This window comes from Brevibacillus fortis (genome assembly GCF_003013395.1).
GTDB lineage: Bacteria > Bacillota > Bacilli > Brevibacillales > Brevibacillaceae > Brevibacillus > Brevibacillus fortis.
Genome location: NZ_PXZM01000038.1, coordinates 12,544 through 32,317, shown reverse-complemented (window position 1 = coordinate 32,317; position 19,774 = coordinate 12,544). Strand labels below are relative to the sequence as shown.

Annotated in this window: 17 protein-coding genes; 14 read left to right on the top strand and 3 right to left on the bottom strand. The window is 47.1% G+C overall.

Going from position 1 to position 19,774, the window contains the following annotated elements:
* Positions 1-13: 13 nt before the first annotated feature.
* The 12 genes from C7R93_RS22505 (at position 14) to C7R93_RS22450 (ending at position 14,573) form a co-directional block, all read left to right on the top strand.
* Complete coding sequence (locus C7R93_RS22505; RefSeq protein WP_106840915.1) at positions 14-913, top strand: GHMP family kinase ATP-binding protein; 900 nt, start codon at positions 14-16, stop codon at positions 911-913.
* 90 nt (positions 914-1,003) lie between these two features.
* A complete protein-coding gene (locus tag C7R93_RS22500; RefSeq protein ID WP_106840914.1) occupies positions 1,004-2,275 on the top strand; it encodes an MFS transporter in 1,272 nt (423 codons plus the stop codon).
* Positions 2,276-2,347: 72 nt separating this feature from the next.
* Positions 2,348-3,874 carry an argininosuccinate lyase gene (locus tag C7R93_RS22495; protein WP_106840913.1) on the top strand — a complete coding sequence of 509 codons (1,527 nt, stop codon included), beginning with the start codon at positions 2,348-2,350 and terminating at the stop codon, positions 3,872-3,874.
* A complete protein-coding gene (locus tag C7R93_RS22490) occupies positions 3,864-4,916 on the top strand; it encodes a PLP-dependent cysteine synthase family protein (protein WP_106840912.1) in 1,053 nt (350 codons plus the stop codon). The genes C7R93_RS22495 and C7R93_RS22490 overlap by 11 nt, the downstream gene beginning before the upstream one ends.
* Positions 4,891-6,147, top strand: coding sequence for an ATP-grasp domain-containing protein (locus C7R93_RS22485; protein ID WP_106840911.1), 1,257 nt, complete (start codon positions 4,891-4,893; stop codon positions 6,145-6,147). The genes C7R93_RS22490 and C7R93_RS22485 overlap by 26 nt, the downstream gene beginning before the upstream one ends.
* Entirely contained in the window at positions 6,144-7,199 is a 1,056-nt protein-coding gene (gene ltaE / locus C7R93_RS22480) for a low-specificity L-threonine aldolase (RefSeq protein WP_106840910.1), read from the top strand. The genes C7R93_RS22485 and ltaE overlap by 4 nt, the downstream gene beginning before the upstream one ends.
* Before the next feature lie 205 nt (positions 7,200-7,404).
* Positions 7,405-9,150, top strand: coding sequence for a peptide-binding protein (locus tag C7R93_RS22475; RefSeq protein ID WP_106840909.1), 1,746 nt, complete (start codon positions 7,405-7,407; stop codon positions 9,148-9,150).
* Between the two features lie 86 nt (positions 9,151-9,236).
* Complete coding sequence (locus tag C7R93_RS22470; protein WP_106840908.1) at positions 9,237-10,208, top strand: ABC transporter permease; 972 nt, start codon at positions 9,237-9,239, stop codon at positions 10,206-10,208.
* Positions 10,205-11,185: an ABC transporter permease gene (locus C7R93_RS22465; RefSeq protein WP_106840907.1), complete on the top strand. Its 981-nt coding sequence runs from the start codon at positions 10,205-10,207 to the stop codon at positions 11,183-11,185. The genes C7R93_RS22470 and C7R93_RS22465 overlap by 4 nt, the downstream gene beginning before the upstream one ends.
* A complete protein-coding gene (locus C7R93_RS22460; protein ID WP_106840906.1) occupies positions 11,161-12,207 on the top strand; it encodes an ABC transporter ATP-binding protein in 1,047 nt (348 codons plus the stop codon). The genes C7R93_RS22465 and C7R93_RS22460 overlap by 25 nt, the downstream gene beginning before the upstream one ends.
* Entirely contained in the window at positions 12,204-13,178 is a 975-nt protein-coding gene (locus tag C7R93_RS22455; RefSeq protein ID WP_106840905.1) for an ABC transporter ATP-binding protein, read from the top strand. Before C7R93_RS22460 ends, C7R93_RS22455 begins: the two co-directional genes overlap by 4 nt.
* 321 nt (positions 13,179-13,499) lie before the next feature.
* The gene (locus C7R93_RS22450) at positions 13,500-14,573 is read left to right on the top strand and encodes a DUF5050 domain-containing protein (RefSeq protein WP_106840904.1); all 1,074 of its coding nucleotides are present in this window, start codon (positions 13,500-13,502) and stop codon (positions 14,571-14,573) included.
* A 42-nt stretch (positions 14,574-14,615) separates the two neighbouring features.
* Here the strand turns inward: C7R93_RS22450 and C7R93_RS22445 are convergent, their stop codons facing one another.
* Positions 14,616-15,539: a hypothetical protein gene (locus tag C7R93_RS22445; protein ID WP_106840903.1), complete on the bottom strand. Its 924-nt coding sequence runs from the start codon at positions 15,537-15,539 to the stop codon at positions 14,616-14,618.
* 505 nt (positions 15,540-16,044) lie between these two features.
* On the opposite strand from C7R93_RS22445, the gene C7R93_RS22435 reads away from it, so the two are divergent.
* Both C7R93_RS22435 and C7R93_RS22430 read left to right on the top strand, forming a co-directional pair.
* Positions 16,045-16,875 carry a hypothetical protein gene (locus C7R93_RS22435; RefSeq protein ID WP_106840901.1) on the top strand — a complete coding sequence of 277 codons (831 nt, stop codon included), beginning with the start codon at positions 16,045-16,047 and terminating at the stop codon, positions 16,873-16,875.
* Positions 16,876-16,884: 9 nt separating this feature from the next.
* The gene (locus C7R93_RS22430; protein WP_244191635.1) at positions 16,885-17,070 is read left to right on the top strand and encodes a hypothetical protein; all 186 of its coding nucleotides are present in this window, start codon (positions 16,885-16,887) and stop codon (positions 17,068-17,070) included.
* A gap of 76 nt (positions 17,071-17,146) precedes the next feature.
* Here C7R93_RS22430 and C7R93_RS22425 read toward each other — a convergent pair whose 3' ends face one another.
* The gene (locus tag C7R93_RS22425) at positions 17,147-18,442 is read right to left on the bottom strand and encodes an MFS transporter (RefSeq protein ID WP_106840899.1); all 1,296 of its coding nucleotides are present in this window, start codon (positions 18,440-18,442) and stop codon (positions 17,147-17,149) included.
* A gap of 192 nt (positions 18,443-18,634) precedes the next feature.
* Complete coding sequence (gene hisC / locus C7R93_RS22420) at positions 18,635-19,750, bottom strand: histidinol-phosphate transaminase (RefSeq protein ID WP_106840898.1); 1,116 nt, start codon at positions 19,748-19,750, stop codon at positions 18,635-18,637.
* Positions 19,751-19,774 lie beyond the last annotated feature (24 nt).

Here is a 19,774-nt window from a genome sequence, read left to right as displayed (position 1 = left end):
TTGGGGGGCCTCTATGAGCATGATAAAGACGAGTTCCATTCGTAATTTTCCTCAAACAACAGACATAGGAATGGGTGCAGCCAACGGTACTTTTGGGGAGCTTCTGCAGGGTATTCTCGGGGAAAATAATCGGGATTTTCTAGTGACTTTGCCTATAAAAAATGCTTCCTATGCTACTTTTTATTCGATTCCAAGCTTACAAGAGATCGTCATCGTACCTCGTTCTAAGCAAAAATCGAAAAGCCTCGTAGAAAAAATAGTAAAACATTATGGCTTTCCGCCAGGCGGAATTTTAGAGATCAATTCTGAGCTCCCCGTAGGAAAAGGCATGGCAAGTTCATCAGCAGATTTGGTGGCTGCCGCAAGAGCGGTAGAAAATTGTTTTCATATAAAAATGGAGCCTGCTTTATTGGAGTTATTTCTATCTACGATAGAGCCGACTGACGGAGTTATGTATGAAGGGGCTGTTGCTTACTACCATAAGGAAGTCAAGCTACGAGAATATATTGGGGAGCTCCCGCCATTGTGCATTGTAAGCATTGATGAGGGGGGAACAATCGATACGATTGAGTTTAACAAGCAAACAAAACCGTATACCCATGCGGAAAAGATGGAATACAGTCTCCTATTACAAAAGATTTCGAAAGCGATCAGAGAAAGGGATGTCCACACGATCGGTGCCGTGTCATCCAGAAGTGCGATATTGAATCAAAAAATTCTGCCCAAAAAACGTTTGTCGGAAGTGATGGAGATCAACGAGAAAATCGGAGGGTTAGGTACCGTTGTTGCACACAGTGGGACCAGCCTAGGTATTTTATTGTTGAAAGAAGAACCTGACTTCTATAAAAAGCTGGAATGGGGGTATAGATGTTTAAGTGAATGGAATAAAGAAGTGCATGTTTACCACACGTAGAGGATCAGATCCAAGAGATGACTTCTGACATACTCGGGAGTCATCTTCCCCCAAAATTGATTCCGTTCTGAGTGGGAGAGGATTATCGAAATGGAACAGCCAGTAAGCGTTAATGAAAAGGTATCTTTTCGGGCGTTGCTTGGCTTGAAAAGTTATCGCTATTTAATCTTTTCGCAATTTGTCTCGAATATGGGAGATGGAGTGTATCGATTAGCGCTTATTTGGCTAATGAAGGTTTTGACGGAAAGTCCTTTGTTAATGGCGGTTTTATTGGCAGCGGAGACGATTCCCTTGATCATATTCGGATTGTTCGCTGGCGTGTTTGTTGACAGAGGAAATAAAAAGATGATCATGGTCGTTTCGCATGCATTGAGAGCAGTCCTCATTTTATGCATCGTCCTGTTGTTCCTGTTTAATATGCTACATCCTGCTGTACTAATCATCATTGCCGTTTTGCTGACCACGGTCAGTGCCTTCTTCAGGCCTGCACTCACGGTAGCTATACGGACACTGGTTCCCGAACAATACATGACGCAAGCCCAAAGTTTATCACAGATGATTCAAACGGTTGTAAATTTGGCGGCTCCGGCATTGGCAGCGGGGTTGATCGTGTTTGGAATGGAATATGCGTTTATTTTGAATGTCATCACCTATCTATTAGGTGCACTGATCATTTTATTGATTAACGAGAAGGAGCTTGTCCTATCTACAGTCAGTGAGTTTACAGCAAGGATGATCATGACGGATTTGAAGGATGGAATCCATGCGATTACAAAGCATGACTTTTTGCGAAACTGCATGATTTATTTTACCATCCTCAATTTTTTGACGGCTCCAGAAGCGATCTTGCTGCCACTGGTCGTTGCAAATGTTACCGAATTGGCTATGCTCGAGATCAGCTTTTTTATCGGAATTTTGCTTGGATCTCTATGTATTAATTATTTGAATCGATATGATGCGATTATTTACATTTGCTGTGGAATTAGTCTGTTCAGTATCGGAATCGGGATGTTTGCGTTTGGCATTCCGCTTGTTTGGCAAGTCATATGTGTATTCGTGAATGGAATAGGCTCGGCATTTGTCAATATCAAAATGAGTACGTTGATCACCTTGATGGTGCCAAAAGAAGTTTTGGGAAGAGCATCGAGCTTGATTAGTGTAATGGTTCTGTGCGCTATGCCAGTCTCTGTTTTTCTGGTCGGTCTGACTACTGGTATTGTTTCCATTTTTACGATATTTGGAATCATTGGCGGAGCGGGACTTCTCATTGTGGTTCTCATGCTGCTGAATCCACACTTGCGAATGAAGAAAGAACAAAGCTACGAATATACGGAACAGAAATCAGGAGGTATTTCTTTTTAGTACATTCTCTCACCTTTTGTCTCAACTCCAGGTTGTATCGTTACTCAGTCGGAAGCGAGGTGTATTTTTTGCATGAGTGTAAAATTAACGGGCAGAATTGCTTCGACACCAAGCCGCCTCTTGCATGATGAAGTATTGGAACCGCAGTTCAAATATGAACGCGATCATTTGTTGCCTGGGTATATTCAGATTGAATTCGCCATGCTTTTGGAATATGTCAGAATGGGCTTGATTACGCGACGAGACGCTTTGCATATCGCAAAAGCACTTCAGGCTGCTACACATGATACGGTAGCTCCTGATCCCGGAAGGAACATGTCTGATATCTCTTTTGCCCTCGAGCGACATATCGAAGGTTTGCTCCCAGGACCAGTACCGTGTTGGCATATGGATCGCAGCCGCAATGATGTCCAAGCATGCGCTCAGGTGATGTTTGGTCGTGCGCAATGGCTGGAGACCACGGGAGAATTGGGACAGCTTATCCAATCGATGCATACACTGGCTGTTCAATATCGTTCAGTTCCCATGCCAGGATATACCCACTACCAATCCGCACAAATGATTACTCCTGGATTCTATCTTTCCTCTATTAACGGTGAATTTTTGCAAGCCATGAATCGATGGATACAAATCTATGACGAAATGAATCAGTGCCCGCTTGGGGCAGGGGCTATGGCAGGTGTAGAACTGCCGTGGAACCGTCAACGGTTGTCCAAGCTGCTCGGGTTTCGACAGCCCCGAACGAATGCGCTGTCGGCGGTCGCGTCTCGGGAATGGGTTTTGAGAATAGCTGGTGAGCTGTCTACCTTCTCGGTACTGGTCTCGCGGTTTGTAACGGATTTGATTCAATGGGGCAGCAGCGAAATGAACTTCCTCCAATTGCCTGATGAGCTATCAGGAATATCTTCTGCCATGCCACAGAAAAAGAACTATCCGATTTTGGAACGAATTAGAGGCAAAAGTGCCCACCTGCCTGCGTTTTATATGGACATGCTCCTTGGGCAACGAAATACGGCTTTCACAAATTTAGTGGAGACATCGAAAGAGGCCGGTACTCATCTGCTGACGCTATTTCAACAGACGAAGACGTTGCTGCGCCTGTTAAAAGCGGTTATTGATCATTTGCAATTCAATGAAGAGCGGTTGCTCAGTATATGCCGAAGAGATTTTTTTGGCGGATTCACACTTGCGAATTTGCTGACTTTGGAGCACGAGATTCCGTATCGCACAGCGCAGGTAATCGCAGGCCGATACATCGTTCGCGCACTGGAACACGGTGTATCGCCGGAGCCGGGAGACCCACGGCTACTCAATGAAGCTTGCGCGGAAGCAGGCTTTCAAGTACCGGATACGGCTGCACTCCTCGCTGCTTCCTTCGATGTGCAGGGGGGCTTGTACGCCAAGAAATCAACGGGCTCTACAAATCCAGAAGAAGTACAGCAAATGCTGACAGCACAGAGGGAGCTTGCAGAGGAGCTTCAACTGGAGTGGCAAGATCGACAAGGGCAATTGCAGGCAATCGAAGAAAGGCGGGAGAGGGTAATGAAGAGGTTTCTTTCTGGCAAGCAAGGGAAGGACGTGAGCGTAGATGCGGTATGAACAGATGGCAGATACAATCGGGGACACCCCTCTGGTCAAGCTGAGACTTGATGAAAGGGCAGTGGGTTCCGTATTTGCAAAGCTTGAGTTAATGAATCCGTTCGGTATGAAGGATCGTGTGGCCAAGCAATCGGTCTTGGCGGCGATACAGTCAGGAGAACTTCAGGAGGGCATGCCGATTATCGAGAGCTCGTCTGGAACGCTGGCTTGCGGCTTGGCCTTGGTTGGGCGTCAGTTGGGGCATGACGTACACATCGTGACTGACCCGAGAATTGACCCTATTACCTATGCGAAGTTGACCTCGCTTGGCTGCCATGTTCACGTGGTTTCGCAGATGGGGAAACAAGGATGGCAAAGTGCCAGACTGGAACGACTCCAAGAATTAATGAGGGAGTATCCAGGAGCGTTCTGGCCTCGCCAATACGATAATCCGGAAAATCCGCGTGCATATGCTGCGCTGGCATCGGAGTTGATACAGGACCTCGAACGAATTGACGTGCTTGTTGGTGCAGTCGGCAGTGGAGGCTCCTTGTCCGGGACCGCCAGAGAACTGAAGCGTCATCATAAGGACCTTCACGTCGTGGCGGTTGATGCAACGGGGAGTGTGATATTCGGACAGCCCGATCAGCCTACGCGTCTGCAAGGTGGCTTGGGAAACAGTTTGGTCGCCAAGAATGTAGATTTTTCCATTATCGATGAAGTGCATTGGTTGAACGATGCTGAGGCATTTGCGGCTACGCTGCATTTGGCCCGTAACGAGCATATTTTTGCTGGCAACAGCTCGGGTTCCGTGTACGCAGTAGCCAACTGGTTAGCGAGCCAAGTCGGGAGTGAATGCAATATCGTAGCCATATTGCCGGATCGAGGGGATCGTTATATCGATACGATCTACAGCCATTCCTACCGAGAGAGCAAAGGTCTGATGCAAATGAACCTGCCAGACACACCGCAATGTGTGGAACCAAATACAGTTGTGGCGAGCTGGTCCTATTCTAAATTAATGGGGATGTATCCGAATGAACAAACACTTTCTGTTCGTTGAAGCAAATACGACGGGAACAGGTATGCTTGCTATTAAAAAAGCGCGCGAATTGGGGTTCGAGCCGGTATTTTTCACAGAAAATCCTGAACGCTACCACGGTTTGGATGAGTTGGAATGTCACGTAGTCGTGACCGATACGAATTCCCAAGCAGAGCTGACTGACCGTGTAGCACAAGTGATTAAGGAAGGCAGAGAGATAGCCGGAATCATGTCGACAAGCGACTATTACCTCGAATCGGTAGCCAAGCTGGCCCGAAAATTCGGGTGGACAGGCAATTCGCTGGAGGCGATTGTAGCTTGCCGCAACAAAGCGATTTTCCGGGAGAAGCTACATCAGCATCAGGTGTCACAGCCTGAATTTGTGGCAATAGGCTCTATGGAGGCATTGATGGAAGCTCGGTCTTCCGTCTCTCTGCCCTGCGTGGTGAAGCCCGCTGACGATAGTGGGTCGAATAACGTACGTCTGTGCTTTAGCTGGGATGAAGTGGAGCATATGGCAAGGGAAATCCTTGCAATCAAGTACAATGCGCGCGGCCAGGAAACAGCTCGAACAGTCCTTCTGGAGCAGTATGTCGAGGGTCCCGAATTTAGTGTGGAGACGTTCTCGTGGCAAGGACAATGCGTTGTTATCGGCATTACCCAGAAACGGTTAACGGGATATCCGTTTTTCGTGGAAGCAGGGCATATTTTCCCTGCACCGCTGTCTGTAGAAGATAAGCAGGAGATCGAGCGAACAGTGGAAAGGGCGTTAGCGGCGGTGAACTACCAGTTCGGTGCTGCCCATACAGAAGTGAAGTGGACATCAGCAGGTTGTGTTGTCATCGAAGTCAATGCAAGGCTTGCCGGTGGAATGATTCCAGAGCTGGTTCGCCGTTCAACAGGGATTGATCTGCTTTTGCAACAGATTCGGTGCGCAGCTGGACTTGCTCCTGAATTGTCTCAAACAGTCGAAAAGCAACAATATGCAGGCATTCATTTTCTCGTCTCAGAGAGTCAGGGAACCTTTAGCGGGATACATGGAATGGATACGGTTCGCAGCCTGCCGGGGATTGCGGAAGTGACGATTCAGGCGAAAATCGGGCAAAACGTCCAGCCTCCACAAAATTTCTCACATCGTCTCGGATATGTCATTGTCGAAGGCAAGCATTACAGCGAGACCGTTGAGCTGATCCAGCAGGTGAATGACTGCCTGAAAGTACAAGTAAGTCAGCAATTGGAAAGTGGGGTATGAAACCGTTGATAGAATTGAGAAGCGATACATTTACTTTGCCGACACGTCAAATGATGGATGCAATTCAAGAGGCGGTACTCGGTGACGATGTGTATGGGGAAGATCCTACGGTTCGCCAATTAGAGCAAGAAGCGGCCCGGAAGCTGGGCAAAGAGGCAGCCATTCTCATGCCGAGTGGAACGATGGCTAATCTGGCATCCTTAATGGCGCATTGTCCGCGCGGTTCCAAAGTAATTGTAGGGAATGAGACCGACATTTACATCTATGAAGCAGGTGGCGCGGCCGTGTGTGGCGGCATTATGTACGAACCGATTCCGACGCAGCCAGATGGAAGGTTGGACATTGCTGACATGGAGTGGGTATTTCCGCTGGAGCCAGAAGACCCACAATTCGCATTGCCTTCCCTGATCTGCCTGGAGAACCCGCATAACCGGATGGGGGGACGTGTCCTACCGTTGGCTTATTTGGAAGAGGTTCGCGCATTTGCAAAGGAAAAGGCTGTGCCCGTTCATATGGATGGTGCACGCTTGTTCAATGCGGCTGTTGCTCTTGACGTGGATGCGGCTGAGATTGCGCGTTATGCGGATTCCGTGCAAATATGTCTGTCGAAAGGATTGTCAGCACCGATTGGTTCCCTTGTCGTTGGAACAGAGGACTTTATTCAGAAAGTGTATCGTCTTCGCAAAATGCTGGGGGGTGGTATGCGTCAGGCAGGGATAATTGCAGCCCCAGGTCTGGTTGCCTTGCAACAAATGACGGATCGTTTGGCAGTCGATCACGCAAACGCCCTTCGCTTGGCACGAGGTCTGGCGGAGATTCCAGGAATCGTGACTCGTGTGGAGGATGTGGAGACCAATATTGTGTTCTTCCAGATTGAACACCCAGCCCATACTTGGCAGACCTTCATAGAAGCAGCGCATGCACATGGGCTGCACGTAGCAGAGCTCGGTCACGGTAGAATTCGAGCGGTGACTCATTCCGGTATTGAGACAGCGGATATCGACAAGGCGCTTAGCATTGTACGTGAACTTCTGCGGGACCAAACTGTGTAGGGCAGGCCTGTTCGCTCCCCCTTTATTAGAAGGGGGAGTTATTAAGGTTTATAAATGAATATAAAATCATCTGATTTTTTAAAATTTTTTAAGTTAAAAATATTTTCAAATAACAGAAAATTATTTAATATGAAAAAGACGGGCCTTGGAACAGATTGTACATTATGGAAAAGGCTTGAAAAAACATGGAAGAGGGGGATTTGCTTTGAAAAAAGGGAAAGGGTGGTTGAAGCCGTTGGCACTGCTTTCGTTAACCGGAGCACTGTTAGTCGGTTGCTCAAGCGGGAACAATGCTTCGCCAGGGACTGCAACACCAGCACCAACACAGAAAACGGTGGAACAGGTCGCTCCGCAGGCGACCAGTACGGATGATGAGAAGCCAGTAGACGGAGGGACGTTTACGCATTCTACGACTTCTGACATCGTCACAATCAATCCGATTTTCGGAAACGACACAGCTTCCGGTGACGTTATGGAGTATACGCAGGCGTATTTGTACAATCGAAACCCGTCTTTTGATTTAGCAGTTTACCCTTGGTCTCTTGCAGCAGAGCTGCCGAAAGTAAGTGAGGATGGCCTAACCTATACAATCAAGATGAAGAATAATGCGAAATGGTCCGATGGAACGCCAATCACGGCGGAAGATTTGATGTTTACCATTAATGCGATCAAAACTCCTGAGACCGGATCACCAGAAATTACGAAATATGACAAAGTTAAAGAAATGAAAAAACTGGATGACTACACACTGGAAATTAAATTGACGCAATTGTACGCTCCATTTGCCTTTGGATTAATGCAAAAGTTGGCACCTGCTCACGTGTTGAAAGACGTACCGTTTAAAGAATTGCAAGCACATTCTTACGGAAAAGATCCAGCCAAGACCCCAACTTCTGGACCGTTCAAATGGTCGGAGTGGAAACAAAAAGAATACCATGTGCTAGATGCTAACCCAGATTACTGGGGTGAAAAGAAGCCGCATATCCAAAAGGTTGTGTACAAAATCTATGCGGATCAAAACACACAAGTACAGGCTCTGATGAAAGGCGACGTTGACTTGGTCGATTCTATTCCTGTCACGCAGCTCGAAGCGGTGAAGGCGAAAGGAACGATCAACATTTCGACAGAGCCAGGTCCTAGCTATGAATACTTTGCCTTCAACTTCGACAAGAAGAACTTCCCGAACAACTACGGGTTGTTTGAAGGTCAAAAAACGCGTCAGGCCATCGCTCACGCAATCAATCGTCAAGGTATTATCGACAATATCTTGAAGGGAACAGGAAAAATTATGGATGCACCGTTCCTGCCAGGTACATGGGCAGATCCGGGCGATGCGGCAGTCCATTACGAATATAGCGCAGAGAAAGCAAAACAATTGCTGAAAGAAGACGGATGGGTAGCCGGGGCAGATGGAATCCTTGCCAAAGACGGCAATCGTTTCTCCTTTGAATTCATTTTCAACTCGGGGAACAGTCGTCGTGAACAGGCAGCAGTTGTTATTCAGCAAAACCTGAAAGAGATCGGAATTGAAGCGAAGCCAAAAGCATTAGACTTCTCGGCTCTTGTCGATCAATATGCCAACCCTGGTAAATTCCAAGTTCTGTTACTCGGATGGCAATTGTCTGATCCAGATCCGGATGGCATTTCTACTTTCGGTAAAAAGGCATTCCCGCCTGGCAACAACGCTGGCTGGTACGACAATCCGAAGCTGGATGCGCTCTGGGAAAAAGCTGTATCCACAGTTAAACAAGATGAACGCGCAGCGATCTATAAAGAAGTCGGAAAAGAAATTTCGACGAACTTACCATACGTATTCATGTATCAGTATGGAACGCCACGCGGCATGACTTCACGCGTGAAGTACAAAGATGAGTTCAAGCCGGTATCTATGATTCCTTACGGGGAGACTTTTGGTTTCCTGAACTGGTGGATCGATGATACAAAAAAATAAGCTTGGCTAGTAGCGGTTAGCAATAGGAAAAGGGGGAAGGGCAGCCTGATGTCCCTTCCCCTTTCAAACGAAAGGAGGATGCTGGATTGACTGAATATTTAGTACGCCGCGTACTACAAGCTGTGCTTGTCTTATTTTTGATCACCGTGGTGTCGTTTGGACTGATGCATGCAGCACCGGGAGGACCGTTAAAAGTCATGCTCTCACCGGGAATGTCCCCAGAAGCACAACTCATCCAGATGAAAAATATGGGGTTGGATCAGCCAGTTTACATTCAATACATGAAATGGGTTGGAAATCTGTTGCAAGGAGATCTGGGCCATACCTTTAAGAATAATGTTCCTGTTGGCGATATTTTATGGCCGACGGTCTGGAATACGTTTGTGCTCATGTCTGTAGCGTGGGGACTTTCCATGCTGATCGCCATCCCGTGGGGGATCTACAATAGCACAAAACAATATGGACTGTCTGACCAGATCGCCTCCATCGTTGCCTATCTCGGATTCGCGATGCCGACCTTCTGGTTTGGGATTATGCTGCAGCAGTATTTCGCGATGCAGCTGAATCTGCTCCCACTATCTGACATGTGGACGATGGGAAAAGAGGGACAATTAAGCGACCTCATTTTGCACTTGATTCTGCCTGTTACGGTGTTAACACTGGTGAACATTGCTGCCTATGTTAAATATACGCGCGCCAGTATGCTGGAGGTATTGGAGCAGGACTACATTCGGACTGCACGTGCCAAAGGGATGAAGGAAAGACGGGTCATTTTCCGTCATGCGCTGCGTAATGCACTGATTCCTGTCGTGACGATCATCGGATTGGATTTGCCGACTCTGGTAGCAGGTGCAGCATTGACAGAGAGTGTATTTAACTGGCCAGGCATGGGGCGTCTGTTTGTGGAAATGGCTGTAGCCCGCGAGTATTCGGTATTGATGTCGATCACGTTACTGATTTCACTTATGGTGATTATCGGAAACCTGTTAGCCGATTTAATCTACGCACTGGTTGATCCACGAGTGCAGCTTGGACGCAAAGGAGGTAGGGCTGCATGAGTCAAGTACAGCTTCAAGATGACACTGTCGTTGAAACGAACCGACCAGGTGGACAGCTTCCGACGAATCCTGTCGGCCAAAAACCTCCTGGACTCTGGACAACCGCGGGCAAAAAATTCATGCGCAATCCGTATGCCGTCGGTGGACTGATCGTACTGTTGTTTTTTATTGGGATCGCTGTGTTTGCCGATTGGGTTGCACCGCATGATCCGGCAAAGATTGACTTTATGATTACGAATCTGCCTCCTGGAACGGAAGGGTATGTGCTCGGAACGGATGAGCTCGGTCGTGATATCTTATCCCGTCTCATTCATAGCAGCCGAGTGTCCATGCTGGTAGGCTTCAGCGTTGCTTTTGCTGCGGTTGTCATCGGCACGCTGATTGGAGCCATTTCCGGTTATTTCGGAGGCTGGATTGATACCTGCTTCATGCGTCTCGTTGACGTGATGAACTCCATTCCGAGTCTGTTCTTTAACATTCTGGTTCTAGCTCTCTTCGGAGCGGAATTTATCTACATGATCTTGATTTTGTCACTGACGAGCTGGACAAGTGTAGCGCGTCTGGTGCGCGGGCAGTTCTTGCAGCTACGGGAAATGCAGTATGTGGAAGCAGCGAGAGCGATCGGTGTCTCGCACTGGGGCATCATTACGCGCCACCTGATCCGCAATGCAATGGCTCCTATCATTGTGTACGCGACTCTCATGGTTGGTTCGGCAATTCTGTCAGAGTCAGGTCTCTCTTATTTAGGCTTGGGGATTCAACCGCCTGAAACAAGCTGGGGATTAATGCTGAGCAAGGCACAGGAATTCATGCTGGTCGATCCTTTGCAAGCACTTTATCCCGGTCTTTGTATTTTGCTCGTGGTGCTAGCGGTTAACTTCGTCGGAGACGGCATCCGCGATGCATTCGACCCACGGAAGAAAAAGAAGAATCCGAAAAGGAGGCTGAACAAGTGGAACGCAACATCCTCGAAATAAAAAATTTGACCACTTGCTTCTTTACGGATGACGGCACTGTCAAGGCCACGGATCGAGTGAGCATCAACGTTGGCAAAGGACAGACGGTGTGCTTGGTCGGCGAATCCGGCAGCGGGAAGAGTGTGACGTCGCTTGCGGTCATGCGACTGATTGATTATGCGGGCGGATTTATTCAGAGTGGGAACGTCATGTTTCACGGACAAGACCTGGCGGCAAAAGAACTGGATGAAATGATGCACATTCGCGGGAACAAAATCGCGATGATCTTCCAGGACCCGATGTCGGCTCTCAATCCGGTGTTTACGGTAGGCGATCAAATTGCGGAGAGCTTGATGCTGCATCAAAATATGAGCCAGCAGGATGCGTTTAAAAAAGCGATTGAGATGCTTCGTATGGTTGGGATTCCAGCACCGGAAGTACGGGTGAAACAGTACCCGCACGAAATGTCTGGAGGGATGTGCCAGCGTGTGGTTATCGCGATGGCCTTGGCCTGCAACCCAGAAATGCTGATAGCAGACGAGCCAACGACTGCACTTGATGTAACGGTTCAGGCGCAAATTTTGGATTTGCTCAGACGGCTGCAAAAGGAATTGGGCATGTCGATTTTGCTGATCACCCATGATATGGGGGTAGCAGCAGAGATGGCAGATCGTATCGCGGTGATGTATGCGGGAACGATTGTGGAAGAGGGGACGGTCGAACGGATATTTGACGAGCCAAGGCATCCTTACACGATTGGCTTGTTGCAGTCCATCCCCGGATTTGAAGGGGAGCGCGGTAGTGAACTGTACACCATCCAAGGCACCATACCGAGCATTACTCAATTGCCGACGGGCTGCCGTTTTCACCCGCGTTGTCCGCATTCGATTGATAAATGCCGAAAAGAGGAACCTATCTTGCGCGAGGTTGTTACGGGACAACAAGTGGCTTGCTGGTTGAATGAAGATGTCAGCAATCACTTCAGAAGAAATCAGCGTACAAATTCAGTCGCTGGAAGCAAAGCAGAGGTGAACCGCCAATGAACCGGGAGTATTTGATCGAAGCAAAAAATATCAAAAAGTATTTTCCGATTAAGGCCGGCTTGCTGAGTCGTGTCGTCGGTCATGTAAAAGCGGTAGATGATGTATCATTCGGAATTCGGCCAGGAGAGACATTTGGACTCGTAGGAGAATCCGGCTGCGGGAAGTCGACGCTGGGGCGTGTCGTACTGAATTTGCAAAGGGCGACGAGTGGCGAAGTACTGTTTGACGGAACCAATATCCATCAGGTGAACAGACAAGAGAATTTGAAGCTGAGACGAGATATGCAAATTATATTTCAAGACCCGTTTGGTTCGTTGAATCCACGATTTTTGGTAAGCGATATTATTGGAGAGCCGTTACGGGTTCATCTGCGTGCGTCTGCAAAGGAAATAGATGAGCGGGTAGTCGAGCTGATGAGTCTGGTGGGACTCGATCCTACGAGGCGGAATCGGTATCCGCATGAGTTTTCCGGCGGACAGCGGCAACGGATCGGTATTGCGCGGTCGATCGCGCTCTCTCCACGGTTTATTGTGGCGGATGAAGCTGTTTCTGCCTTGGATGTGTCCGTACAGTCACAGGTATTGAACCTGATGATGAAATTACAAAAAGAGATGGGGCTGACCTATCTATTTATCGCGCATGGTCTGAATGTGGTACGCCATATTTCAGATCGGGTAGGCGTGATGTACTTGGGGAAAATGGTGGAGATTGCACGAACGGATGACTTGTTCGCACAGCCACTACATCCGTATACGGCGGCATTGTTGTCGGCGATTCCAAAACCTACTCCGCATCGCAGACAAGAGCGAATCGTCTTGCAAGGGGATGTACCATCTCCAGCCAATCCGCCGTCAGGTTGTCGTTTTCATCCTCGTTGTCCAATGGCGCAGGAGAGATGCAGCAAGGAGATTCCCGAGCTCATCGAGGTTGGGCAGGATCGGCAGGTCGCGTGTCATTTCCCTTTAGCATAGAGAGAAAGAGCCACCTATCATGGGTGGTTTCTTCTATTCTCAAAATAACTCGATAACGGTAATACTGACATTGGCTGTTTGGGGAGGGAATGGGGTATATCCAGAACCTGGAACGGCAGCTCCATTCATGCGAGAAACATGGCAGGAGGTGTGTTGTTCGTCCCATTGTTCATATATATTTGATTAATAATTTTCCTAAAAATTACATATATATCCAGAAAAAATGGATTTGTTTTGGTACATATAAATTAGTGTCTTCGGATTGTATATGAATGGGGGAAATCTCCGCTGTGCTTTATTAGGCTATGAACGGGAGGATGCATGGTGCAATATAAAGGCAAATGGATGATCATCATTGCGATGGCAGTATGTCTGATTGTGATCTTTGGTGTTGGAAATCAACGAACAATGGCGACTGCGCCAACCAAAAAGCCAGTGATAAATGTGTTGGGCAGCGATCCTGTCAATATCAATTCAGGCCGAAGCTTTGTTGCCGTTCAAGGAGATTGGATTTTTTATAACAACGATGGCTTATACAAAATCAAAAAGGATGGAAGCTCTCTTCAAAAGTTGAGCAGTGATTGGGCCCATAATCTGAATGTTGTAGGTGACTGGATTTACTATACGCGCAATAAGCCTTTTAAAGAAATCTATCAGCTGGAGATGCCCAATTACGATATCAATGGCACGTATGAAGATGTGACGGAGCTCATGAAAATCAAGACAGATGGCAGTTCGAAAACAGTCATCAAAAGCGGTAGTCTTGCAGAAGGGGATCGCAATAACGTATACAGATTGTATGTAGTAGGGGATATCATCTACTACGCAGACGGCTACGGTCCTTTGTACCGGATGGACACGAATGGAAAAAATCAGAAGAAGCTGCTTGACCAGTATGATGAAGTTTATTTCTATCAGGATTGGCTTTTCTACACCAATGAAAGTCGTCAATTATACAAAATGAAGGGGAATGGTACGCAGAAAAAGGTAGTAAGCAAAGAAAAAGAGATGACCCTTGTCGGTCTGTCTGGTGATTTCATTTACTACACAAAATGGGTAAACGATAAAGGCGTCGTTGATGTTTATAAAATAGGATTGAAGGATGGAAAGACTGCTCTAGTGAAGAAAGGGTTGCCACCAGCAGAGGATCCGATCATTATTGCTGGGAAGTATCTATACTACATCTCAGAAATAAAAGGGGAACACATGGTAGGCCGAATGAATATGACGGACGGCAAGACAACCCCGCTGTCTCCATTGGGTATATCGATAAACATCGGAGGAGATTTCATCTTTTTTTACGACTATCAAGCTTCCGATCGTGATAAAAAAGAACTATTCAAAGTGAAGATGGGCGAAAACAAAGTGGAAAAGGTAACCCCAAAGGCGAAGTAAGGATAAGAGCCACCCCAAGACGGGTGGCTCTATTGTTATGGGCTAATTCCTCGGGGCATGAGGCTGACTTCTTTTTCTCTCCCAGTTCTTGTACAAAAGCACGGAGCCAAACAAGAATATGGAAGCAACGAGCGCACTGAAGGGAAGCATGACCACAATTTCATCAGGGAAGACAAAAGGAAGCAGTGGAAAAGCGTATGCTGCCGGGACACGCATACCTAGGAAACGTAACAAAATAAGCATCAAAATCATATCAAGCAAAGTGACTAACATCCACGAATCAATCGCGAAGTATAGCAGCGTACCAACTGTCGCCGATATGGTTAACACCAGGCCCAGCTTGAAGGCCATCTTGCCGTTGAACATCGGCTTATGAAGCGATTCATATACAACGACGAGAATGGGCGGAATAACGGCCAGTTGTGGGTAACCAGCTATCCAACATAAACCAATCCACACGAATATCAAAATTAAGAACACGAGCATATACTGATACGGTATCTTCACTTTCTTCTCCAGGCCGCCATTCAGTTTGAAGGTGAGAACGCCGACCATGATGAGGAAGGAAAAAAGGACGACGGAGACCATAAAAGACCATTCAACTGCATTCGTAACCAGAGGCAATAAGCCAGTGGCAAGGGATGGTCCAAAATTCGATTGGAAGATTCGCAAAAAGAGCATCATGAGTACGAGTGTGATACTGACTTTTCCAAGGTACGGCAAGTCTATTTGATTCACTGCAAATCCGATTGCAGCTGTGATAGACGGAGCCACAAAAATTCTAGAGGGCTGTCTGATCCATCCCGGTTCTCGGTATACCCATATGCCAATCGCCATCGCTGCTATTTCGGGTAGAATCACTTCGGGATCATCGAGTATGACGGAAGCCGCTACCATGAGCAAGATAAGCGCTATGGCAATGATATAGGAAAGAATGGTTTCATTCTTTGATATGACTGGATTCATTCTGACTAACTCCTTTTCGTTCGGATTATCCTTTATTATTGCAAGGATTGTGGATGTGAATCGTGCCAATGGGAGCAACATTATCTGTAACAAAACCGTCACTAACAGTGGAAAAGCAGCACCCAGAAGAGGGGTCTAAACAAAATCAGAACGGCATAAGGTATGGGGTATTACCAAGACGGATGAAGGTCATGATGAGCATTTCGTGTTTGATAGAGGTGAAAAATGGGCAGACCAATAAAGGAGCGTTTCGTTACGAAGTACACCCAGTATACCGATAGGGGGAATATGCAATTGTTGAGTTCATTTAAACCGCTAAAGAGAATCGAAGAGAACAGCAAGATAATACAGCAGACGATACAGTACATAGGTAATCAAAAAGTAAGTACGATTACGATAGAAACGCCTAAAAAACTACCTAAATGTAGGTAGTTTTTTCCTATTTGTAGAATCTAAATATAATGTTAAAATAATGTAAAACTTTACCAGAAGGAGAGGTTTACAGGTGCTAAAGAATCTCGTGCAGAGCAATGTAAAAATTGTTTTTTCTGTTCTTGGCATCTTGTCCGTTCTGGTCTCCTGGCTCGTATTTGAAATTTTAAAAGGTTTATTGCCAGATTTGATAACAGTCATACATAAGTGGATGTTTCAACCGATCGAATGGCTGTTTATCCTGGCACCGCCAAATGAGGAAAACAAGCTAGCTTCATTAGGCTCTGTTCTAGGGCTGTCTATCTTGTATTCAGCCATTTTGGCAGGAATGGTATTCATCGTTTTGTTCATCTGCAACAAGGTGAGAGGGAACGACATCGAGTTCCAGATGGAAGTGAAATATTGTGAGAAAGAATTGGCCAATGCGATTTACAGCTTGGATGGCAGCGGTCAATCAACAGCTATTATTAATGCGAATGCGATCACATTTATGAAGGCATTTGAAATGGAAGTAAAGACGATTTATGGATTGAAACCGGACGAGCTATGCTGTTATTGGATCGTACCTACGAATAATGACAAGCAGTTTGAAGTGTTTTACTTAACCGAGCTGAAAGATTTTGACACAGTACGTACGCTACTACTGTCTTCCATGCTTCAAGATGATTGCAGAATTGCCGATAAACAAGTAAAGGGACGAATTCAAGACACGGATATTGAACAATTTGCGATTGTAAAAAATTTTGGCAAGTTCAGGCTTGGATTCGCGGTCGCTGTTTACAAGAATGACACATTTACTCCCGAAAATATGCAGGAGTTCGAGCGGTTGACTACGTATATGTTATTGTTGGGATTTGTTACCAAGTTTGTGAATAAGGTCAAAACCCTAAAGAGAGCTAGTTAGGAGTGGGATATGATGAAATTAGCTGAGTTCTTCTCGAAAAGAGGCAACGAAACTGCTGTTTACTCGAAAAATCTCTCTTCCAAGAAGAAGATTCCCAACAGCAAATTTACTCCTGGCTTCGCTAGCTTAAAACAGATTGTAGATGAACATAGTCCGAATGAGCGACATGATAATAAAGTGGTTGGAGGAAAATGACACTGCCTGTGAGGAGTGTTATTTTTTTGTTTCGGGGTACTTGGGATAGAGGAAAAGCCACCTGATGAAGGTGGCTTTAGTTTTGGGAGATCTCAACACTGTGTTTGCTCTTGCGGTGGGACCAGATCAGGACAGGGACAAGTAACAGCGATAGTACGCCTCCAGCGAGTGAAAGTGTTGCGTAGCTGGCATTGGCGACGACCATTCCAGACAGAGCTCCACCGGAAGCACCAGCCAAGGCAATCAAGACATCAACCGTTCCCTGCGTCTTCGCACGAGTGGCGGGCTGTGTTGCATCCACAATGAGCGCTGTTCCGCTAATCAGGCCAAAATTCCAGCCCAGTCCGAGCAGCACAAGAGCTGCGATGAGTAGCGGCATCGAATCGGCTGGTGCAAAAGCAGCAAGCATGCTGGCTGCAAGCAGTATGACACCTGAAGCATAAGCCATTGTGGAGCGACCGATCTTGTCAACGAGTACACCCGTCAAAAGCGAGGGGAGGTACATCGCACCGATATGAAAACCGATGACGATGCCTACTTCAGAGAGACCATGCCCGTGGTGCTTCATATGTACAGGCGTCATCGTCATAATAGCGACCATGACGATCTGCGTTAAAATCATGACGGTGGCTCCCACGATGATTCCCCGGTTGTTGCTTGCAAGCTGATTCTCATTCAGACAGGTTGGCGAGCTCTGATCCACCTGTTGTGCTTCGGCGATTGCTTTCGAAACGATGAATGGGTCCGGGCGAAGCAATACCCAAAATACGAGTCCAGCGAGGATAAAGGCTGCGGCACCCAAGATGAAAGGACCGGCCAGTGCGGGGACACCGATGGATGTAGCGAATCGTCCCATGACTTCCACCAAGTTTGGTCCTGCAACGGCCCCGAATGTAGTGGAGACCATGGCAATGCTCACGGCAGTCGCTCGTTGTTTAGGCTTTGCCAAGTCAGTACCTGCATAGCGGGCCTGTAGGTTAGTAGCGGTGCCAGCCCCATACAGAATTAAGGAAGCAAACAGAAGGACAATACTGTTTGCGACGGCTGCGATAACCACCCCAATTGCGCCAATACCCCCGGCTAAAAATCCGCTAGCGAGACCCAACCGGCGTCCAAAGCGTTGAGAGAGTCGACCCACCAGCAATGCAGCGACAGCAGAGCCAAACGTGAGTAATGCGGAAGGAATGCCCGCAAGACTTTCCGAACCGAGCATATCCTGAGCGAGGAGAGCCCCTACGGTGACACCTGCCGCAAGTCCTGCACCACCGAAAATTTGTGAGATGACTACAATCCAGAGCGTTCGTTTGTATAATCTTTGCTGTTTATCTGGGGAGTCGATGTAGCTTTGTAAATCTTCAGGTTTGAGTGACATCTGATCCACCTTTCTATGGAGAGAAAGCTTTCATGAAGTTATGAAATTTCAGTCAGTCCTTTGTATGGAAAGGACTGGGTAATTTGCATTCAGTATAGTATTGGGGAAGGGTAAACACAAGGGTAATCCAGTTTAAAAAATACTTTGCAAAAGAGCAAAAACACCGGACATTTTCTACCCGGTGTTTTTCGTTCATTTTCCCACGATAAGCAATAGCTCACGGAGGTTTTGTATCAGGATTTGATTTTCTTCCAACGTACCTACACTGATTCGAATATGCTCCGGTAACCCCCAAGTATCTCCGTAACGCAAAATGATTCCTCGTGCCAGCAGCTCTTGATAAATCCTACCCGCATTTGGCCCCAATTTTGCCAAGATAAAATTAGACATACTCACGGTATAGGGAATATTCATTTCATCGAAGGCATCATAGAGCTGCTTGCGGCCTTTGGTGTTTTCCGTGAGGGATTTTTCAAAATGCTCCACGTCTCCAAGGGCGGTAATTGCGGCTGTTTGTGCCAAAGAATTGACGTTAAACGGCTCTTTTACTTTCAGGATTTTTTGGATCACCGATGGGTGGGCGACACCAAATCCGGCTCGAATACCGGCAAGTGCATAAATTTTTGAGAAGGTTTGTAAGACGAGAACAGGGTATCCTTGGCGGACAAATTCAATACCCGTTGTGTAATCGTCAGCCGTTGCATAGTGACTGTAAGCCGCGTCGAGTACCACAAGCACCCCGTTTGGCAATTGGCCTAGCAATGACGCCAAGTCCTGACGAGACAAATAGGTGCCTGTCGGGTTGTTTGGGGAACAAAGGTAGACAAGCTTTGTTCGCTCCGTGATGGCTGCCAAAATAGCGGAAACATTGAAGGCATAATCAGCCTCAAGCGGAACCGTTTTGATGACCGCCCCCATAACATGTGCGCCGAATTCATATTCACTAAAGGTCGGGGAAGGCACGACGATTTCGTCCTCGGGCTCCAAATAGGTTTCGGAAATGAGCTTGATCAGTTCGTCCCCGCCATTCGTGACGATTAAATGCTCCGGAGTTAACTCAAGGTGATCGGCCAAGTGCTCTTTCAATGTCGTTGTATTGGCATCCGGGTAACGATGCAGTTCCGGAAGCGCAGCGAGAATGGCACGGATGATCTTGGGGGATGGGCCGAGTGGATTTTCATTTGAGGCTAATTTAATGATATGGGAGAGTCCGTACATTTTTTTTATCTCCCAAATCGGCATTCCAGGTTGATAGGATTGTATCTTTTCTAATGCTTTTCGCGATTGTGTCGTGGGCAGTTGTTTCATCTATATGGCCTCCAAAACTTCATG